The 19245-nt window shown below is 69.2% G+C and carries 19 protein-coding genes; 14 read left to right on the forward strand and 5 right to left on the reverse strand.

The genetic code is table 11. The features are described 5' to 3' along the window. Positions 1-40 precede the first annotated feature (40 nt). Entirely contained in the window at positions 41-1573 is a 1533-nt protein-coding gene (locus ACWEFB_RS11255; RefSeq protein WP_452284514.1) for a polysaccharide biosynthesis tyrosine autokinase, read from the forward strand. On the opposite strand, the gene ACWEFB_RS11260 is transcribed toward ACWEFB_RS11255, so the two are convergent. Beyond that, positions 1554-2168 (reverse strand): arsenate reductase/protein-tyrosine-phosphatase family protein, encoded by a 615-nt coding sequence (locus tag ACWEFB_RS11260; RefSeq protein WP_452284516.1) that lies wholly within the window; start codon positions 2166-2168, stop codon positions 1554-1556. The genes ACWEFB_RS11255 and ACWEFB_RS11260 overlap by 20 nt on opposite strands. A 277-nt stretch (positions 2169-2445) precedes the next feature. Here ACWEFB_RS11260 and ACWEFB_RS11265 point away from each other — a divergent pair, with 277 nt between their 5' ends. From ACWEFB_RS11265 to ACWEFB_RS11280, 4 genes are all read left to right on the forward strand, one after another. Next, positions 2446-4221, forward strand: coding sequence for a DUF4012 domain-containing protein (locus ACWEFB_RS11265; protein ID WP_452284519.1), 1776 nt, complete (start codon positions 2446-2448; stop codon positions 4219-4221). A gap of 14 nt (positions 4222-4235) precedes the next feature. After that, a complete protein-coding gene (locus ACWEFB_RS11270) occupies positions 4236-4835 on the forward strand; it encodes a hypothetical protein (RefSeq protein ID WP_452284521.1) in 600 nt (199 codons plus the stop codon). 178 nt (positions 4836-5013) lie between these two features. Next, entirely contained in the window at positions 5014-5481 is a 468-nt protein-coding gene (locus ACWEFB_RS11275) for an HAD domain-containing protein (protein ID WP_452284523.1), read from the forward strand. A gap of 240 nt (positions 5482-5721) precedes the next feature. Then, entirely contained in the window at positions 5722-6153 is a 432-nt protein-coding gene (locus tag ACWEFB_RS11280; protein WP_452284524.1) for a PPOX class F420-dependent oxidoreductase, read from the forward strand. A gap of 49 nt (positions 6154-6202) precedes the next feature. Here ACWEFB_RS11280 and ACWEFB_RS11285 read toward each other — a convergent pair whose 3' ends face one another. After that, positions 6203-7498, reverse strand: a complete 1296-nt coding sequence (locus tag ACWEFB_RS11285; protein WP_452284526.1) for a cytochrome P450 — start codon at positions 7496-7498, stop codon at positions 6203-6205. A gap of 629 nt (positions 7499-8127) precedes the next feature. Here ACWEFB_RS11285 and ACWEFB_RS11290 point away from each other — a divergent pair. From ACWEFB_RS11290 to ACWEFB_RS11305, 4 genes are all read left to right on the forward strand, one after another. Next, positions 8128-8925, forward strand: a complete 798-nt coding sequence (locus ACWEFB_RS11290) for an inositol monophosphatase family protein (RefSeq protein ID WP_452284528.1) — start codon at positions 8128-8130, stop codon at positions 8923-8925. Positions 8926-9073: 148 nt separating this feature from the next. Beyond that, positions 9074-11446, forward strand: coding sequence for a glycosyl hydrolase family 95 catalytic domain-containing protein (locus ACWEFB_RS11295; protein ID WP_452284530.1), 2373 nt, complete (start codon positions 9074-9076; stop codon positions 11444-11446). 130 nt (positions 11447-11576) lie between these two features. Beyond that, entirely contained in the window at positions 11577-11774 is a 198-nt protein-coding gene (locus ACWEFB_RS11300; RefSeq protein ID WP_452284532.1) for a hypothetical protein, read from the forward strand. Positions 11775-12106: 332 nt separating this feature from the next. Beyond that, on the forward strand, positions 12107-12817 hold the full coding sequence (locus ACWEFB_RS11305) for a VOC family protein (RefSeq protein WP_452284534.1): 711 nt from the start codon (positions 12107-12109) through the stop codon (positions 12815-12817). Positions 12818-12842: 25 nt separating this feature from the next. Here the strand turns inward: ACWEFB_RS11305 and ACWEFB_RS11310 are convergent, their stop codons facing one another. Next, entirely contained in the window at positions 12843-13628 is a 786-nt protein-coding gene (locus ACWEFB_RS11310; protein WP_452284536.1) for an SMI1/KNR4 family protein, read from the reverse strand. Between ACWEFB_RS11310 and ACWEFB_RS11315 the strand changes: the two genes are divergently transcribed. Further along, positions 13521-14060 (forward strand): NUDIX hydrolase, encoded by a 540-nt coding sequence (locus ACWEFB_RS11315; protein ID WP_452284538.1) that lies wholly within the window; start codon positions 13521-13523, stop codon positions 14058-14060. The two genes, ACWEFB_RS11310 and ACWEFB_RS11315, sit on opposite strands and share 108 nt — an antisense overlap. On the opposite strand, the gene ACWEFB_RS11320 is transcribed toward ACWEFB_RS11315, so the two are convergent. Further along, the gene (locus ACWEFB_RS11320) at positions 14057-15145 is read right to left on the reverse strand and encodes an XRE family transcriptional regulator (RefSeq protein WP_452284540.1); all 1089 of its coding nucleotides are present in this window, start codon (positions 15143-15145) and stop codon (positions 14057-14059) included. The genes ACWEFB_RS11315 and ACWEFB_RS11320 overlap by 4 nt on opposite strands. Before the next feature lie 335 nt (positions 15146-15480). Between ACWEFB_RS11320 and ACWEFB_RS11325 the strand changes: the two genes are divergently transcribed. The 3 genes from ACWEFB_RS11325 to ACWEFB_RS11335 all read left to right on the forward strand — a co-directional run bounded on the left by ACWEFB_RS11325 (position 15481) and on the right by ACWEFB_RS11335 (position 16510). Then, positions 15481-15768: a hypothetical protein gene (locus ACWEFB_RS11325; RefSeq protein ID WP_452284542.1), complete on the forward strand. Its 288-nt coding sequence runs from the start codon at positions 15481-15483 to the stop codon at positions 15766-15768. A gap of 63 nt (positions 15769-15831) precedes the next feature. After that, positions 15832-16119: a DivIVA domain-containing protein gene (locus ACWEFB_RS11330; RefSeq protein WP_452284544.1), complete on the forward strand. Its 288-nt coding sequence runs from the start codon at positions 15832-15834 to the stop codon at positions 16117-16119. Positions 16120-16351: 232 nt separating this feature from the next. Beyond that, a complete protein-coding gene (locus ACWEFB_RS11335; protein WP_452284546.1) occupies positions 16352-16510 on the forward strand; it encodes a hypothetical protein in 159 nt (52 codons plus the stop codon). Between the two features lie 90 nt (positions 16511-16600). Here ACWEFB_RS11335 and ACWEFB_RS11340 read toward each other — a convergent pair whose 3' ends face one another. Then, positions 16601-17002, reverse strand: coding sequence for a YciI family protein (locus ACWEFB_RS11340; RefSeq protein ID WP_452284548.1), 402 nt, complete (start codon positions 17000-17002; stop codon positions 16601-16603). A gap of 236 nt (positions 17003-17238) precedes the next feature. Here ACWEFB_RS11340 and ACWEFB_RS11345 point away from each other — a divergent pair, with 236 nt between their 5' ends. Further along, entirely contained in the window at positions 17239-19242 is a 2004-nt protein-coding gene (locus ACWEFB_RS11345) for a beta-galactosidase (RefSeq protein ID WP_452284550.1), read from the forward strand. The last annotated feature ends 3 nt before the right edge of the window (positions 19243-19245 follow it).

The raw sequence follows: 19245 nt of genomic DNA on the forward strand, positions 1-19245 counted from the left end.
GGATCAACCGTTAACGCCGCAGATAGGGAGGTCTGGCCTGATGGATCTGCGCACCCACCTTGCCGTCGTGCGCCAACGCTGGTGGCTCGTACTGGCGACGGTCATGGTCGGGCTCGGCGCCGCCGGTCTCGTGACCGTACGCACCGAGCCGTTGTACACCTCGTCGGTGACGTTCTTCGTCACCACGCAGAGCCAGGGCGTGACCGACGCGTACCAGGGTGGCCTCTTCCTCCAACAGAGGGTGAAGTCGTACGCCGACCTGCTCACCAGCGACCGGCTCGCCCAGAGCATCGTCGCCGACGGGCCGGTCGGGCTCACCGCCGACGAGGTGCAGGCCCGGATCACCGCGCGGGTGGAGGCGAACACCGTACTGCTCCGGGCCACCGTCACCGACAGCGATCAGGCGCGGTCGTTGCGCCTCACCGAGTCGGTGGCGTCGCACTTCGTCTCGCTGGTCCAGCGGTTGGAGACGCCGCCCGGCGCGCAGGAACCGCCGGTGAAGATCGAGACGGTGAGCGGCCCCCGGGTCAGCGCCGATCCGGTCTCGCCCCGCCCGGCCCGCAATCTCGCCGTCGGTGGGGTGCTCGGCCTGCTGCTCGGCATCGCGCTCTGCGTGCTCCGCGGACTGATCGACAACACCGTCCGCGACGGCGCCACCCTCCAGCAACTGACCGGCAGCCCGCTGCTGGGGCAGATTCCCTGGGACGTGGAGGCGCTCACCGCGCCACTGATCGTCGGCACCGCGTCGCATTCGGCTCGGGCGGAGGCGATGCGCAAGCTCCGTACCAACCTGCGGTTCGTCGACGTGCACGAGTCGGCGCGGGTGATCGCGGTGACCAGTTCGGTCCAGGGCGAGGGCAAGACGACCCTCTCCTGCAACCTGGCCATCTCGCTGGCCGAGGCCGGCTGGCAGGTGCTGTTGGTCGATGCTGACCTGCGCCGCCCGAAGATCGCCCAGTACCTGGGGTTGGAGGCCGGCATCGGCCTGACCGACGTGCTGATCGGCGAGGTCGAGGTCGCGGACGTGGTCCAGCCCTGGGGCGACAAGTCGCTGCTGGTCCTGCCCGGCGGCTCGATGCCCCCGAACCCGAGCGAGTTGCTGGGCTCCAAGGGCATGGCCGACCTGCTGCGGGCGCTGCGCGACTCGGCCGACATCGTCATCGTCGACACCGCCCCGCTGCTGGCCGTCACCGATGCCGCGGTGGTCGCGGTGCAGACCGACGGGGTACTGCTCGCCACCCGGCACGGCAAGACGACCCGGGCGCAGGTGGCAACGGCCACCGAGGCGCTGGAGGCGGTCTCCGCGCGGGTCCTCGGCTGTGTCCTCAACATGGCCAAGGTGGCCAGGTCGGACAACTACCAGTACGAGATGTACCGGACCCTCGTCGCCGACCCGCCACCGGCGGAGCCGATCTCGGCGGTGCCGGCGGCCGAGCAGGTCGACTGGCCCGCCGCCACCGGCGCCGGGACGGCACCGGTGGGGGCACACGAGGACGAGCTGGGACCGCTGCGGGAGGATCCGCGGACGGTCGGGGCGGCACCGACCCAGGAACTCAGCCGGATACCGCGATGAGTCCCACGGTCGGTCGGAGCGCGCGCTCGATCTCGCGTACGCAGTGACGGAACTCCGCGATCGGCAGGCCCACCGGGTCGGTCAGGTCGTCGTCGTCGGGCCGGGCCGGAGGTTGCAGACCGGCCCGGGCCCGGCTGGCCGCCGCCACCGCCGCGTCGAGTCGGCGCACCGGGTCCCGTGGCCCGTCCGGCGTCGTCGCGTCCTGCTCGACCGCGCCGCCCTGCTGGACCGCGGCGGCGGCGAGCCGGGCGAACTGGCGCAGGGTGAACGTACGGCGCAGCGCGGACGGCGCCAGCGAGACGCAGGTGGTCCGCTGGGCCCTGGTGGCGGTGAGGATCAGTCCGGCCGCGCGGAGCTGCTCGGCGTGCAGTGGCCTGCTGCGGAACGCCTCGGGGTCGGTGCCGCGTTCGGCGGTGACCCGGGCGGCGTGCGGGTGCATCGGGTAGCCGGGCACCGCGTGGGTGCCGGCGCTGCCGACCGGTACGCCCGCTGCCTCGCCGCCGAGCCGCTGCGCCAGCAGTTCCCGGGCGAGGTACTCCGCCATGGGGGACCGGCACAGATTCGCGTGGCAGACGATGAGCACCCCGCCGAGCATGTCTCCTCCTCGCTGCTCCGGCGTCACGGTCGGCCGGTAGCCCACCGGGTGCAACGAGCGGCCGGTCGGTGCGATCCGCGACGAACGGCCCGGATCGGCAAGCGCCGCGCTGACTGTGAGCTTTACTCACAACCAGCCACGTATGGGCTGTAAAAAGCCTGTACGACGGCGAAGCAACAAATAACCGTGCTATAGAGATCTGTAGCAATTACATCCTTATGGTCGTTTTGCCCAAACTATGGAGTGTGTTGGTGTGACGCAGGGCGAATCTGCCCCGATGCAACACTCACGACGCCGGTCCAGCCGGCCCCGGTCGCGAGTGGGGCTGCGCCGTACCCTGATCACCGTTCTGGTGGTCGCCTGCCTGCTGTTCCTCGGCGTCGGCTGGCTCGGGTTGCGCGGCTGGCAGGCTCGGGGTCACCTGCTCAGCGCCGCCGGACTCGCGGGCGAGCTGAGCGAACAGGTGCTCGCCGGCGACACGGAACAGGCCGCCCGCACCCTGTCCGCACTCCAGTCGCAGGCCGGGGCGGCCCGCTCCGCCACCGGCGACCCGACCTGGCGGCTGGCCGGTCACGCGCCGTACGCCGGTGACGACCTGACCGCCGTACGGGACATCGCCGTGGCCGTCGACGACCTCGCCCGCCACGCCTTCCCGTCGCTGCTCAGGTTGGACCTGGCCACGCTGGTGCCGAAGGGCGGTCGACTCGACCTGACCCGGTTGCAGGCAGCCGCCCCCGAACTGAGCACCGCCGACACCGCCGTCCGGCAGGCCCGCGAACGGGTCGACGGGATCCGCTCCGCCGGACTCCAGGCGCCGGTCCGGGACGCGGTCGAGCAACTGCGCGCCGAGTTGGACCGGCTGGCCGATCTCACCTCGACCGCCCGCCACGGCGCCGTCCTGCTCCCGCCGCTGCTGGGCGCGGGTGGCCCGCGTACCTATCTCGTCGCCTTCCAGAACCTGGCCGAACCGCGCTCGACCGGCGGCATCTTCGGCGCGTACGCGGTGATCCGGGCCGAGGGCGGCAAGGTGCAGATCCTCAAGCAGGGCGCCGCCGCCGAGCTGGGCGGCTTCGACAAGCCGGTCAGCGTCCTCGACAAGGACATGCGCGGGCTCTACACCGACCTGCTCGGCATCTACCCGGCCGACGTGAACCTGACCCCGCACTTCCCGACGGCCGCCGCGCTGTTCCGCGAGATGTACCGGCTCCGGACCGGCACGGTCGTCGACGGCGTGCTCGCCACCGACCCGGTGACCCTGTCCTACCTGCTCGAGGCGATCGGGCCGGTGCCGGTGCCCAAGCACCCGACGCTGACCTCGGCCACCGCCGTGAAGACCCTGCTCTCCGACGCCTACGAGCGGATCGACGCGCCGAAGGACCAGGACAGGTACTTCGCCAACGCGGCGATGTCGGTCTTCGACGCCCTGCTGACCCGCACGGTCGACCCGCGCAAGCTGCTCGACGCACTGGACCGGGCGGTCGACGAACGGCGGATCCTGTTCTGGAGCGCGCACCAGCAGGAGCAGGACGACGTGGTCGACACCCGCGTCGCCGGAGTCCTCCCGGAGCAGGAGGCGGTGCCGACGGTCGGGGCCTTCCTCAACGACGGCACCGGGTCGAAGCTCGGTTACTACCTGACCCGTTCCGCCGAGCTGACCGTGGGCGGCTGCCGCCCCGACGGCCGGCGTGAACTCAAACTCCGGCTCGCGATCGGCTCGACCGCGCCGAGCAAGGGCCTCAGCGATTCCGTACTCGGCCTGCAGCTTCCCGGCGACCCGTACCGCAACCGAGTCGTGGCCTACGTCTTCAGCCCGGTCGGCGGCACCCCGGTACGCGCCCGGCTCGACGGCGCGGCCACCCCGATCGGTGCCGGAATGGAACGAGGGCGGCGGGTCGCCGTCCTCAGCGTCGACATCCCACCGGGCAAGACCCGGGAGCTGGAGGTCGACCTGTTGACCCCGGTGACCCGGACCGGCACCGCAGATCTGTGGCTGACGCCCGGCGCCACACCCTGGACCACCCGTGTCAATCCAGCAACCACGTGTGAACAGTAGAGAGAGGATCCATCATGCGGCTCACCCGCATCGTCGCCTCGGCCATGGCGGCATTCGTCATGGCCGGCGCGCTTGCCACCATGACATCCAGCCCGGCGGCCGCCCAACCACAACCGCCCTATCCGCCGCAGCCGCCCGTGCTGACTCTGAGCGAGTCGACCGTGGCGGTCGGCGAGGAAGTCACGCTCTTCGGCCGGTTCTACGGCCCGACCGAGACCGTCGACATCGTCTTCACGCCACAGGCGGCGGCGGCCGGTGCCGTCGAGCGGACCACCGTCCGTCAGGACAACGGAACGACCGTCGCGATGGTGCCGGTCGCGTACCCGTCGGGACCGCCGCCGGCGCTGGTCGCGGTGACCAACGCCCAGGGCGAGTTCCAGATCACGTTCGACGCGGACTGGAAGGGCACCTGGCTGATCACGGCCACCGGTCGCGAGTCGGGCCTCAGCGCGAGCGTCGTGCTGACCGTCGTGCCCCGTCAGTTGCCGGTTACCGGTAGCTCGCTCGGCCGTCAGCTCGGCGTCGGTGCCGGGCTGCTGCTCCTCGGTGTGGTCCTGGTCCTGCTGACCGTGGTTCGTCGCCGTCGCGGCGGTATGCGCGCCGGTACGGCCTGACCCGAACCGCGGGGAGGATGGCCGATCTCCCGTGGTGGCGTTTCGCGCCTGAGCGCCGGTCGGACGAGCGAGAGCTTGTCCGACCGGCGCTCGCCCATGTCCGAACGCGTACGCAGTTGGTCCTGATGGCGGCCGTAGTGGCACCACTTCCGTCGCCGGTCCGGCCACAATCGATCAGATGAACCGTCCGCTGCTGTTCCTCGACATCGATGGGGTGCTGAACCCGTTCGACGGCCCCTGCCCCGCCGGTTTCTCCGAACACGACCTGTTTCCGGGCGAGGAGTCCATCCGGATCAACCCCGGTCACGGTGCCTGGATCACCGAGCTGACCGGTACCTTCGACGTCACCTGGGCGACCAGCTGGAACGACGACGCGAACCGCCTCCTCGTACCGTTGCTGGGCATTTCCCCGCTGCCCATGCTCACCATGCCGCCGGTGCCGTTCCATCCGAACGCCAAGGTTCCGCTGATCGCCGCACTGGCGCAGGACCGGCCGACCGCGTGGATCGACGACGCGCACACCCACGAGGCCCGGACCTGGCGCGACAACCGGAGCGCACCGACCATCCTGGTCGCCGCCGACCCCGGCGTCGGCCTCACCCGCGCGCACGTCGACCAGATCCTCGCCTGGGCCGCCGGCCTGTGACCGCCTGAACTCTCGCCACCGCACCGTGATCCGCCAGGCAGGAGTGAAAACTTCTCACCTCGGGTAGTGGCCGCCCCGCGCGATCGGGATGCCGACGCCGCCAGCAGCCACCCCGACCCGCTAGCCGGTCCCGGCCCGCAAACGGAGCCGGGTGTCGCACGCTCGTTCCTCTTGACGTTCACCCCGGTCTGAGCGTGGATGATTCTGTCAGGACCATCAACACCCTCGGGGGGTACGAGCATGACCGCCACACCATTCGACCCACGTACGCTGCTCGCCGCAAGCCGACTGGGAGTGCTCGCGACGATCAAGGCCGACGGCCGTCCCCAGCTTTCCCCCGTGATGCCCTTCTACGACCGGCAGGCCGGTGTCCTCTACGTGTCGATGACCGAGGGGCGGGCCAAGACGGCGAATCTGCGTCGTGATCCTCGGGCCACACTGGAGGTCACCGGCCCGGACGGCCGCGAGTGGGCCACCGCCGAGGGCGTCGCGACCCTGACCGGCCCGGGAACCGACCCGCACGGTTCCGAGGTCGAGGCGCTGGTGGACTACTACCGCCTCGCCGCAGGGGAGCACCCGGACTGGGACGAGTACCGGTCGGTGATGGTGTCCGACCGCAGGGTGCTCATGGTGATGACCGTCGACCACGTCTACGGCGCCAGCATCCGCTGACGCCACCGGTACCTCGCGTAGCCGCCCGAACGGCGAGCGCGGTCCGGCGTCAACAAGTGATCGGTAGGAACCGTGCCCGGAGCCCCGTCGGTGCGAGACGGCCGAGGAACTCCGGGTCGGCCGTCTGCGCGTTCGACGACTCGATGGTGAAGCGTTGCGCCAGCCGTGAGGTGGCGAGCGTGAGCTGCCGCATGGTCAGGGCCGAGCCCACGCAGACCCGTGGACCGGCACCGAACGGAAGGTACGCCACACCGGGCGCCGGTCGTCCGGTCAACCAGCGGGTGGGGTCGAACTCGTCCGGTCGTTGCCACCACCGTGGGTCCCGGTGGATCAGGTACGGATTGAGCAGCACGTCGTCCCCGGGGCTCAGCGACCACCGGCCCAGGGTCGTGGCCGTACTGGCGGTGCGGGTCATCAGCCACACCGGCGGGTAGAGCCGGAGGACCTCCTTGACCACGGCCTCGGCCAGCGGAAGCCGCGCAGCCGGCGGGGCGTCACCGCCGTTCGACCCGTTCGCCTCCGCGCGCAGGTCGGCGGTGAGCCGAGGTTGGCGGGCCAACTCCCGGACGATGGAGGCGAGCGCGGCGGCGGGGACACCGTGGCCGCCCATCAGGATGCCGCGAAGGGTCGACATCACCGCCCGGTCGGGCATCCCCGGATCGGCGGCGAGCAGCAGGGAGAGCAGGTCGCCGTGGGTCGCCCCGGTACCGGAGGCACGCCGCCGCGCGACGATCCCGGTCAGGGTGTCGATGGTGTGCCGGTGGGAACGGAAGAAGCGGCGGTTGCGGCGCAGCGGCAGCCAGGCGGGCAACTGGTACGACGTGCCGGAGAACGGCCGGGTGACGTCCAGGCTCTCGGCGAGCAGGTCGGGGATCTCGGTGGAGTCGGGACCGAAGCAGTATTCGGAGATCGACCGGGCGGTGAACGTACGCATCAGGGGGAGGACGTCACACTCGGCACCGGTCACCGAGTCCGTCACCTCGTCCAGGATCTCGACGGTCCGGTTGTCCGCCGTGACAGAGGCGGAGTGGTTGAGCCCCGGCCACACCGTACGGCGCGCGGACATCCAGGAGCTGCCCTGCCGGGCGGCCTGCTCGACGTCCCGTCGGGTGTCGAACGGTGCCAATTCCGTGACGAAGTCCTGGTTCGTCCGGGCGAGTACGTCGTGGGTCAGGTCCGGGTCGATCACGAACACCGTTCGCTCGTCGTACGAGAAGACGTCGCCGTACTCCGTGTGGCAGCGCCGGAGAAACCCGATCCGGTCGTTGTCGTACGCCGGGATGTTGCCCATCAGCCAGTGCCCGCGCGGACCCGGCGGTCGACTGGTCTCCTTGACGTGTGCCATCCGGGCCCCCAAGAGAGAATCACAGGATCCCCGTCCGGGGATCCTGTGATCGCTGTGTGTTCAGTCGTCGTGGTGGGAGTCGTTCCTGGCAGTGGCAGGGCGCCGGACTAGTTCTCGTCGTAGCCGTAGAACCAGTACGGGTAACGTCCGCTGACCTGGGGCTTGCCCACCAGGCGAGCCGCCACGTGCCGCAGCATCCGGGTCATGAGCACCTCCTACATCGATAGGGGACGATCATCTGAGCCGGATCGTGTCACAGGGGGTTGCGCCCCGGCAACGGGTCCCGACGCGAGCCACTACGGTGTGGGAACCGGGAAAATCGCCTCCCGAGACGACCCCGGAAACATGGGGGTGGAGTGGCCACGACCGCTTCGCGTCGGGGGAGAGCGCCCTGACCGGCGGGTACCCGAGTGTTGTCGTCACCCGGTGGCCACCTGTACCGCCGCCGACAGTCGATCACCACGGCCGTCGTCGACAGCACATGGCTCCAAAAAGGACTATCCCGCTGACGCAGGCATCACCGTACGCATCAGTACAAGATCGCGTCGGTCCGTCCTGGACCGCGAATACGGCGGCCCGGTCGCTCGTGCGGCCGGAGTGCAGCGGCTTTGCCCCGATATGCTGCACAAATGATCAACTCGTACGCGGGAACCGATGATGCAGGCGTGGCGATGGCCGCGGCACGTGCCGGTGCCGACGTGGTCCGCGACCTGTACGGCCAGCGACTCGCCCGGATCGACAAGGGTGCCGGGGACTTCGCCACCGCCGCCGACGTGGCGGCCGAGCAGGCGATCCTCGACGTCATCCGGGCGGCGCGGCCCGACGACGCGGTGCTCGGCGAGGAGGGCGGGCAGCAGGGCGCGGCCGACTCCGTACGCCAGTGGTTGGTGGATCCCCTCTGCGGCACGCTGAACTACGCCGTCGGGAACATGCTGGTGGCGGTCAACGTGGCACTGCGTGACGGGGCGGCGGCGGTGGCCGACCCGTTCAGCGGCGAGATCTTCTTCACCGACGGTGAGACGGCACGGGTACGCCACAATGGACTCGACGCCCCGTTGACGCCCACGCCGGCCACCCAACTCGTGGACGTCAACCTGGATCCGCCGTTCCCGAACGCGCCCGGATTCCGGGCCGTGGAGCTGATGGCCCATCCCGACTTCGTGGCACGGTTCCGGCCACGGGTCGTCTCCACGACGCTGGCGCTGACCTGGGTCGCCGCCGGCAAGCGTGCCGCGTACGTCACCGACGGTGGTGACCTCTCCGGGAGCGTGCACTTCGCGGCGGGGATCGCGATCTGCCGGGCCGCCGGTTGCGTGGTCACCGGCATCGACGGCGCCCCGATCGGACCCGGAGGCCGTGGACTCGTGGTGGCCGCCGATGCGGAGACCCACAGCCAGCTCCTGTCCCTGACCCGTACCGGTCGTTGAGGGCGGGCAGCGGCTGTTGACATCCCCGAACGACCGACATAATTTATGAAAACATCGGATCGATGATGGCCCACGTCGTTCGCCGGATCCCGCAAAGTCCCGATCCAGCCGGCAGAGATCCGATGAATGTGTCGGAAGGGAAACCACCGTGCTCGAATCGTCCCGTCGTGACTTCCTCCGCCTCACCGGTGCGGCCGGGGCCAGTCTCGCGATCGCCGGCGCCCGCCCGTTCGCCGCGAACGCCGCACCGGCCCGTCCCACCGAAGCCACGCTCGTCCCGGACGCCCAGGCCACCACGGTCTGGTACCGCACACCGGCGAAAGAGGACCAGATCATCCGGGAGGGCCTGCCGATCGGGAACGGTCGACTCGGTGCGCTGACCGGCGGCAACCCCGCCGACGACGTTGTCTACCTCACCGACGGCTCGTTCTGGACCGGTGGGCGCAACGACACCCTCCAGAGTGACGGACAGCTCCCGTACGACGGGAACGGCTTCGGCAGTTTCGGCCTGCTCGCCCAGGTACGCGTCGCGCTCACCGGCCACAACCCGGAGACGTACAAGGACTATCGCCGCACCCTCGACCTCAGCAACGGGATCGTGTCGGTGAGTTACCGGATCGGGAAGGCGCACTACCGTCGGGAGGTCTACGCCAGCCATCCCGACGACGTGATCGTCCTGCGGCTCACCCAGTCCGGCGGCGGCACCCACACCGGCGCGGTGTCCCTGGTCGGCACCCACGGCGAGACCACCACGGCCGCCGGCAGCCAGGCCAGCTTCGACGGCACCCTGCCCAACGGCCTGCGGTACGCGGCGGCGGTCACCGCGATCGGCAGCGGCGGCCGGATCGGCACCGACGGCTCCAAGGTCACCTTCGAGGGGTGCCGGGAACTGCTGGTGGTGATCTGCGGGGGCACCGACTACTCGCGGGACGCGGCAAAGAACTTCCGCGACCCGGAGGTCGACCCGCTCGCGCTCGCCCGTACGAAGATCGCCTCGGCCGCCCGGGTCCCCGGAGCCGGCCTGCTCGCCACGCACGTTGCCGACTACCGGCGGCTCTACGACCGGATGCGGTTGCGCCTGGGCGAGTCGACCCCGGTGCAGCGGGCACTGGACACCTGGTCGCGCATTGCCGTCCGCTACACCGACCCGACCACCCCCGACCCGGAACTGGAAGCCATGTACGTCCAGTTCGGCCGGTACCTGAACATCACCGGCTCCCGGGACCGGCTGCCGATGAACCTGCAGGGCATCTGGGTGCACAACAACAACCCGGACTGGTACGGGGACTACCACACCGACATCAACATCCAGATGAACTACTGGCTGGCCGACCCGGCCGGGCTCGGCGAGACCGGGCACGCCCTGGCCGACTACTGCGTGTCCCAGTTGCCGGTCTGGACCGACGTGACCCGGCGGCTCTACAACGATCCCCGCAACCGGTTCCGCAACAGCCGCGGAAAACTGGCCGGCTGGGCGGTCGCGTTCTCCACCAACATCTACGGCGGCAGCGGCTGGGTCTGGCACCCGTCCGGCAACGCCTGGCTGTGCAACTCGCTGTGGCGGCACTACGAGTACAGCCTGGACCGGGCGTACCTGGAGAAGATCTATCCCGTACTCAAGGGCGCGGCCGAGTTCTGGCAGGCCCGGCTCATCCCGACCACCGTCACCGAGCCGGACGGTACGACCCGTGAGGTGCTGATCGACGACAACGCCTGGTCACCGGAGCACGGCCCGGACGCGAAGGGCATCACGTACGCCCAGGAGCTCGCCTGGGACCTGTTCCAGCAGATCAGGGTCGCCTCCGAGGTGCTCGGCCGGGACGAGGACTTCGCCGCCGAGGTCACCGACCTCCAGGCGCGGCTCTACCTGCCCCGGGTCAGCCCGAAGAGCGGCTGGCTGGAGGAGTGGATGACCCCGGAGAACCTCGGCGAGACCACGCACCGGCACCTCTCCCCGCTGATCGGCTTCTACCCCGGCGACCGGATCAACACCGACACCAGCCCGAAGGAACTGATCGACGGCGTACGGGCGTTGCTCACCGCCCGGGGCATGGACAGCTACGGCTGGGCCTGCGCGTGGCGGTCGCTGTGCTGGTCCCGGCTCAAGGACGCCGAGAACGCCTACCAGCTCTACCTGACCGTGCTGCGACCGTCGATGAACAACGGCAACGGCACCTCAGCCAACCTGTTCGACATGTACAGCCAGGGCAGCTACACCATCTTTCAGATCGACGCCAACCTCGGCGGTGCCGCCGCCGCGCTGGAGATGCTGCTCTACTCCCGACCCGGCGTCATCGAGCTGCTGCCCGCCCTTCCGGACGCCTGGGCGCCCAACGGTGAGGTGACCGGCGTCGGCGCCCGAGGCGGGTTCGAGGTGGACCTCGCCTGGCGCAACGGCAAGGTGACCAGCGCGACGATCCGCAGCGTCGGCGGCACCGAGACCGAGGTGCGTGCGGGGGGCTGGCGACGCCGGATCACCCTCAAACCGGGCCGGTCCGTCACCGTGACCCCCGGTCGCTGAGAGTCACCACCGCCGGTACGCACGTCACGATCGTGAGGAGTTCGGCTTCGCTCCCGTAGGCCGAACTCCTCACGATCCCGAAAACCAATCAGGGGCGGCGCGCTCGACGCGAGTTCGGTACCGTCCCGCCGTGAACCTTGGATCTCAGCAGACCACTCACAAGCGGGCCCTTGGCACCATAGCGATCCTCGCCGGCCTCTTCGTATCGGCGGTGTCCATGATGGATGACGATGCCGTTTCGGTGGGAGCGCTCGTCCTTTCGATAGTCCTGGTCCTGACCGGGGTCGGACTGCGTATCGAGGTGGCGATCAACGAGTCCCGGAGCTAGCCCGCCCACCCGTTCGGCCCCGAGTGGCGCCGCCGACTTTCAGCAACTCGCGCCGATCGATAGCTAAACGTGCCGGCCGGCGAGGTCTGTGCCGGGGCGCTCGCTGCGTTGGCTGGGGTGCCGTGGCTGACTTTGCTGGGGCTCCCGGCGCGGCAGAACTCGGGACGTGAAGGCCAACCATGTTCAGGTGAACCTGACGCGAGGGGATGTGCTTCGCGTGGCTCATGATCAGGGAGAGTTTGGCTCGCTATGACCGGCCGAACTCTCCCTGATCATGAAAGGGGCGCGGTGTGGGTTGACTCTCGGGTGGGCTGAGACCTGATGCTTGCGGGGTGGATGACAGGGAACTTTTCAATATCGGTGCGTTTGCGCTGGTCAGTGGGTTGTCGATTGCGGCGTTGCGGCACTACGACGAGATCGGGCTGTTCAAGCCGGCTCGCGTCGACCCCGACAGCGGCTACCGCCAGTACGCCCACGAGCAGGTGGAGCAGGCTCGACTGATATGTGGCCTGCGTGCGGTCGACCTGCCCATCGAGGAGATCCGGGTGCTGCTGGCGGGGAGCAGGGAGCTTGTCCCGCCGGCTCTCGACGCCCACCGGGAGCGCCTCGTCGCCCAGGTGCGTGAGCTGTCGCAGCGGGTCGTGGCGGTGGACGAGTTCATCGAAAAGGGGGAGCTGATGCCCGCGTTGCAGACTGTTCGTCCGGCGCAGATCAGGATCGGGGTGACGGACGTACGGGCCGCGGCAAGCTTCTACACGAAGGCGTTCGACGTCGTCTTCAACGAGGCGATCGACTCGCTACAGTTCGGCACCCACCACAGTGAACGGTTCTTCCTCATCACCCTGGAGGAGACCGCTCCCGACTCGACCAGCCGTGGTCACGCCCGCTTCGGGCTGCTCGTGGAGGACGTCGACTCCGCCCACGACCGAGCACTCGCCGCCGGGGGAGTCGAGGTGCAACCCCCGACCGACTCCACCTGGAAGCCCCGCGCCTCCTGCGTGCGTGACCCCAGCGGCAACCTCATCGACCTCTACCAGGGCTGATCGCCTCCATGACGCTGAGGCTGTGTTACGTGGCGTCGAACCACGGCTTGTTCGCGGTCCAGTGTCTGACCCACCCCATAAAGCCTGGATCAGCGGTGGTGTGGCCGAACCCCGCGTCGAACGGAGTGGCGCCTTCGCCGCTGATGTTCCAGATGTGCCCCCGATGCGGTCCGCTGACGATCAGGTGCCAGTACATGCCGCATCCGTCGGTGCCCAACACGATCGACCCGTCGTTGAAGACCGGCTCAAGGAGCGGTTCGACCTCCTCCGACGGCCTGGGGTCGACCTCCCACAGCCACATCGAGGTCAGCGGGAAGGGCCGGCGCAGCAAGCGCTCCGGCCGATCGTCACCCCAGTCGTCGGGCAACTCCGCCAGCCCGACGAGTCCGAACTCCGGTGGCCCGGAGTCCGACCCGTCGGAGATCTGCGCGACGAATGTCCGGTAGGGCTCGGGCAGGACGATGCCGTGTTCGGCTTCGAAATCGCGTACAGCCGCCCAACCCAGAGCCGACTCGCCGCCGTCATCGACCTGGAAGGCGGCACGTAGCGCCGCAAGGTCGTCGGGGTCGGCAAGATCTTTATCCACGCGCCTATAGCTACCACATGCGCTCAGGAAGCCCTTGGGGCGGTCAGTGGGGGGACCCGCTCCCGGCCGGACCGACGGCGGTAGCGTCGGCTCATGACCGATGACAGTCGGGACTTGATGCGTTGGCGGGTCTATGGCGAGCGTGCCATCTACGACCACCGGTGGGTACATCTGACGTTGGCAGACGTCCAGCCACCAGGGGGCGGTGACCGGTTCGAGCACCACGTGGTCAGGCTGTTTCGAGCTGTCGTCGCCGTGGTCATGGACGATCAAGACCGCGTGCTGATGCTGTGGCGGCATCGGTTCATCTCTGATCAGTGGGGCTGGGAACTGCCTGGCGGTGTCGTGGATGAGGCTGAGGACGAGGCGGTTGCGGCCGCACGAGAGGTCGAGGAAGAGACCGGTTGGCGTCCAGGCCCCATGCGCCGCTTGGTGTCCTACCAGCCAATGACCGGGATGGTCGACTCGCCGCACGCAGTCTTCTTCGCGCGGAGTGCCCAGCTCGTTGGCCCGCCGAGTGACCCGCAGGAGGTTGGCAGGGTCGAGTGGGTGCCGCTTGCCGCGGTACGTGATCTAGCGGCGAAGCAGGAACTCCTAGGCTCCGGGACCCTGATCGGTCTGCTGCATGTGCTCGCCTTTGGGCCGCCAGCAGACTAGCTGACCTTTGCGAGGGACAACGTCAGGCGGTCGAGCCGTCGACGGTGTCGGAGGGACCCGGTGCGGTTTACGAGCATCCGGGCTTGCCCCGCCTGACGTCGCGCTTCGCCAAGCTCGCCGCTGGCGTAGTAGGCCTGCCCGAGATCGATGCGGAGACCGGCCTGTGCTCTCGCGAACGTGGGGTCGAGACGGTCCAGCGCACTATGCAGGTCGGCCAAGGCGCCCGCGTCCCCGAGCTGTGCCAGCGCGTTGCCTCGCCACCTGGCGAGGTGGCTCGCATTGAGGAAGACGCCGGGTACGTCCGCGTCACGGGATTCCGCGCCGGATGGCAGCGCGGCGGAGGCCTGATCTAACGCCGCCCGGCACGCCGACTCGTCGCCGCTGATGGCGGTCATCTCGGCTTCCGCCGCCGCCAACCACGCCAGCAGTCTTGCGGGGGATCTACCTAGCGCCGATCTCCGGGCTTCTCGGATGAGTTGCACCGCAAGGTTTATGCGGCCCGCGTCGACCAGCACGTAAGCCTGCTCGCCCATGGCATGGGCGAGCAAGGCGGGATTCTCTGCCTCAACAGCAGCACGGCGTGCGGTCTCGTAGTGCCGCCAGGCTCGATCTACAGCACCAACGTCCAGCGCTTGCCAGCCGGCGAGGGTTGAGGCGCTGGCCAGCACCTCTGCTACGGGCCGCCTGGCAGTGGGTAGTACCGCGTAGGCAAGCGCGTTCTCAAGCGTTGCGAGATGTGCGTTCATTCGGTCAACGAGAATGGCCGCGCCGAGCTGGCGGTCCATCGTCCGGAAGAGTTCGGTCTGTTGGACGAGGGTGTCGATCATCAGTGGGTCGATGGCGGTTGCTGTCTCGATCTTATCGGCCAGCTCGGTGTATGCCTCGTCGAGCGAGGGAAGCTCATGCTCGGGGTCCACCGCGAACAGCTCGCCATCGGTTTGCCCGAACACCTCCCGCAGTACTGCGCGGTATTCCGGGCCAATCGCCCGGCGGCTATTCTCCCACTCCGAGATATAGACCTTCAAGCTTGCGGTCGTGACGGTCGGCTGTCCCGCTGCGGCCAGGCGGCGTTCGATCTCATGCACCAGCCGGCTTTGTGACCAGCCGCGGGACAGCCGTGCGTCCCTGATTCGGCTCGACAACCCATGCTCCTCAGCGTGCAACTCGGTCGGCGTCTCACGGATAAGCATGCCCTGTTGGTTTGCTGAATCACAGGGGTTAACACCCGGCTGTTAATAGCCATGACCTATCGCGACAGTGTCGGGCGGAGTTTGCTCGATACGACAGCTACTCACGATGACGTGGCTGGTCAACGACGACGGATCGGGGGTCCTGGGCTGTCGTAGCTGCGGAGATTGTCTAGGGCGCTGGCCGTCCTGGTCGGTGCCCGTCTGACGATCGAACAGGGGTTCTCGTAGACATGCCTGAACCGGGTGACGTGCTGGGGGTGGGAGCGCCCGCTTCGGTCCAGTTCGGTGGCGCGAGTGCGATCACGTTCCGGGTCACGGTCGTCTCGAAGCAGCCCACATACGACGGCTGGGTCTGGCTGACGGGATACGTGCTCAACCGGAAGGGCGAGGCGACGGAGAAGCGCGAGATCTTCGTGCAGCTCGACGGCCTGCGCCTGCTCGCCCGCCCCCACAGGCCCACGCGGCTGCCCAATGAACCACCCATGACCACCAGCAGGCCAACCGGCACACGCCGCTGACTCCGTCCGGCGTCGCTACGCCGCGACGAAGCAAACCCCGACCAAGAAGGAGAAATGAGAATCGTGACCTCGGCCGTAGGAGTCTCCCGAGTGGTCCAGCGACTCACCCGGTTGCGCCCCGAGCAGGTTCGACTCACCCGCTTTCGGCGTACGCGGATCGGTCGTCGCGGGTTGGCCGAGGAGCAGGTGTACGCCTTCGTGCGGCGGGTGACGGACGAGTTGGTGGCGCGGGACGCGACCGAGGCGGCGTTGCGGGAGGAGAACCTGCGGCTCAAGGAGGCGCTGCGCGCCTGGCATACCGAGCAGGCGCGACTCCGGCCGGTGAACACGGGTCGCTGGACCGACCGGTAGCGGAAGGCGGTGCGATCGGTGGCGAAGATCGTGAAGCACGGGCGCGTACGCCGGTGGTGGCGTCCGTGGCGGGTGACGTGCGCCTGCGGCTGGCCGTACTACCCCTGTTATTACGTACGCCAGCGGCAGGCCAACCGTGGGGCCGGCGGCGATGGCTGACCAGCCCGCGTTGCACGGCCCGTCGCGTCCCGACTGGGCGTGCATCGCCTGCGGCACGCCCTGGCCTTGCCCCATGCGGCGGCGCCAGTTGAAGGAGCTGTGCCAGTGCGACCCCGCCGTTCTACGCCGCTACCTGACGCCGTACCTCCAGGTCGCCCGGACCGAGTTGACCGAGCTGACCGCCGAGCAGCTCGATGACCGCTTCCTGGGATGGTTCGGCGAAAGATCTTAAGGCCCTAGGGAATCCGGGGTCAGCACGCCGAGGACCTGCGGCGCCAACTCGCGCAGCAGGTCCTCGATGCGGAGATCGGTTGGTCAGCCCTCACAGGTCCGACGGTGGGCCGGACAGCACCGGGTGCACCTCGATCGGCATGTTGAGCGGACGTCCGCCGGGGCCGGGCGCGGTGGAGATGTACGCGGCCAGGTCCACCGCCCGCTGCGGGCTGTCGCAGTCGACGATCCAGAAGCCGGCGAGGAACTCCTTCGTCTCGGCGAACGGCCCCTCGGTGACCACCGGCGCCCCGCCCTCACCGGCGCGGACGATCCGGGCCTGGTGCGGGCCAGCGAGGCCCTGCCCGTCGACCCACTCGCCCGCGGCGGTGAGCTTGCCGTTGACCTCGCCCATGAACGCGATGTGCGCCTGGACCTCTTCCTGCGTCCAGTTCTCGACGCCGGGGAAGTCCGTTCCGGCGGCGCTGAACTGCATCAGCAGCATGTACTTCATGGTTTCGCTCCTCACGGCTGTGCACCCTCTCGGTGCTCTCACCCTGAGGTAGAAGCAGCCGGCACCGTTCTCGACATCCCGACGAAGAAATTTTCAGGCGATTGCGGTGACCTCCAGCGGCCACATATCGGGATCCACCGAGAATCCACATGGATAAACACGAACAGCCACTCGCGCCCGCTTCGATGTTGGAACCTGTTGACTTCGGTGTCCCGCGGGGTGCACCCTCAGCTCTCATGCGGCAATGGCAGGGTGACGGCATCTTTTTCGGCGGCGACTACAACCCCGAGCAGTGGCCCGAGCAGACCTGGTCGGAGGACATCGACCTGATGCGCCGGGCCGGGGTCAACCTGGTCTCGGTCGGCATCTTCTCCTGGGCCCTGCTGGAGCCCACCCCGGGCCGATTCGAGTTCGGCTGGCTGGACCGCGTGCTGGACCTCCTGCACTCCGTCGGCATCCAGGTCGACCTGGCGACCGCCACCGCCAGCCCGCCACCGTGGCTGGCCCGGGCGCACCCGGAGACGCTGCCCCGCCGAGCCGACGGCACGATCCTCTGGCCGGGCGGACGACAGGCGTACTGCCCCAGCTCGCCGGTGTTCCGCGAGCGGTCGCTGGAGCTGGTACGGGCGGTCGCCGGCCGGTACGCCGAGCACCCCGCCGTGGTGATGTGGCACGTCTCCAACGAGCTGGGCTGCCACAACGTGCACTGCTACTGCGACGTCAGCGCCGAAGCGTTCCGGGGCTGGCTGAGGGAGCGCTACGGCGACCTGGACCGGCTCAACGCCGCCTGGGGCACCACGTTCTGGAGCCAGCGCTACGGCGACTGGGCAGAGATCAACCCTCCGCGTACCGCACCGACCTTCGCCAACCCCACGCAGCAGCTCGACTTCCTGCGCTTCTCCTCCGACGAGCAGCGCGCCCAGTTGCGCGCCGAACGCGGCGTGCTCGCCACCCTGGTCCGTCAGCCGGTCACCACCAACTTCATGATCGGCACGGGCGTCAAGCACCTGGACTACCACTCCTGGGCCGACGATGTGGACCTGGTGTCCAACGACCACTACCTGACCGCGGCCGACCCGCAGGCGCATCTCGGGTTGGCGCTCGCAGCCGACCACACCCGGGGCGTCGCGGGTGGTGATCCGTGGTTGCTGATGGAGCACTCCACCAGCGCGGTCAACTGGCAGCCGCGCAACGTGGCCAAGCTGCCCGGGCAGCTGCGCCGCAACAGCCTGGCCCATGTCGCCCGTGGCGCCGACGGGGTGCTGTTCTTCCAGTGGCGCGCCTCCCGGGCCGGCGCCGAGAAGTTCCACTCCGCGATGGTGCCGCACGCGGGACCGGACACCAAGATCTTCCGGGAGGTCTGCCAGCTCGGTGCCGACCTCAGGGCGCTGGCCGAGGTACGCGGCAGCCGGGTGGATGCCGACGTGGCGATCCTGTTCGACTGGGAGGCGTGGTGGGGGGTCGAGTTGGACTCGCACCCCAGCATCGACGTCCAGTACGCCGACCGGCTGACCGCCCTGCACCGAGCGCTCTGGCGGGCCGGGGTGACCGCCGACATCATCCACCCGTCGGCGGACCTCGGCGGCTACCGGCTGGTGCTGGCACCGACCCTCTACCTGGTCCGGGACGCCGACGTCGCGGCACTGCACTGGTACGTCGAGGGCGGTGGGACCGTGGCGGTCACCTACTTCAGTGGCATCGTCGACGAGAACGACCACATCCGGCTCGGCGGCTACCCGGGCGCGTTCCGGGAGTTGCTCGGCGTACGCACCGAGGAGTTCTTCCCGCTGCGCGAGGGCGAGCGGGTCCGGCTCGACGACGGCAGCACCGCCGACGTGTGGACCGAGTGGCTGCACGCCGACGGTGCCGAGGTGCTCGCGTCGTACACGGACGGGCCCCTGCCGGGTGTGCCGGCGTTGACCCGGCACCGGGTCGGCGACGGCGCGGCCTGGTACGTCGGCACCCGACTGGACGAGCCGGCCACGGACCGGCTGGTCGCCCGGCTCGTGGACGAGGCCGGCGTGCGCCCTGCGGCGTCGGCGCCGTCCGGAGTGGAGGTGGTACGCCGCCGCGACGACGACCGGACCTGGCTGTTCGCGATCAACCACACCGACGCCGAGGTACGGCTTCAGGTGACCGGCACCGACCTGTTGACCGGGGCTCGTTGCGCCGGTGAGCTGACGTTGCCGGCCGGTGACGTGGCGGTCGTCCGCGAGGATCGGACCGGCGACCCGACCTGATCC

Source organism: Micromonospora sp. NPDC004704 (assembly GCF_053601675.1).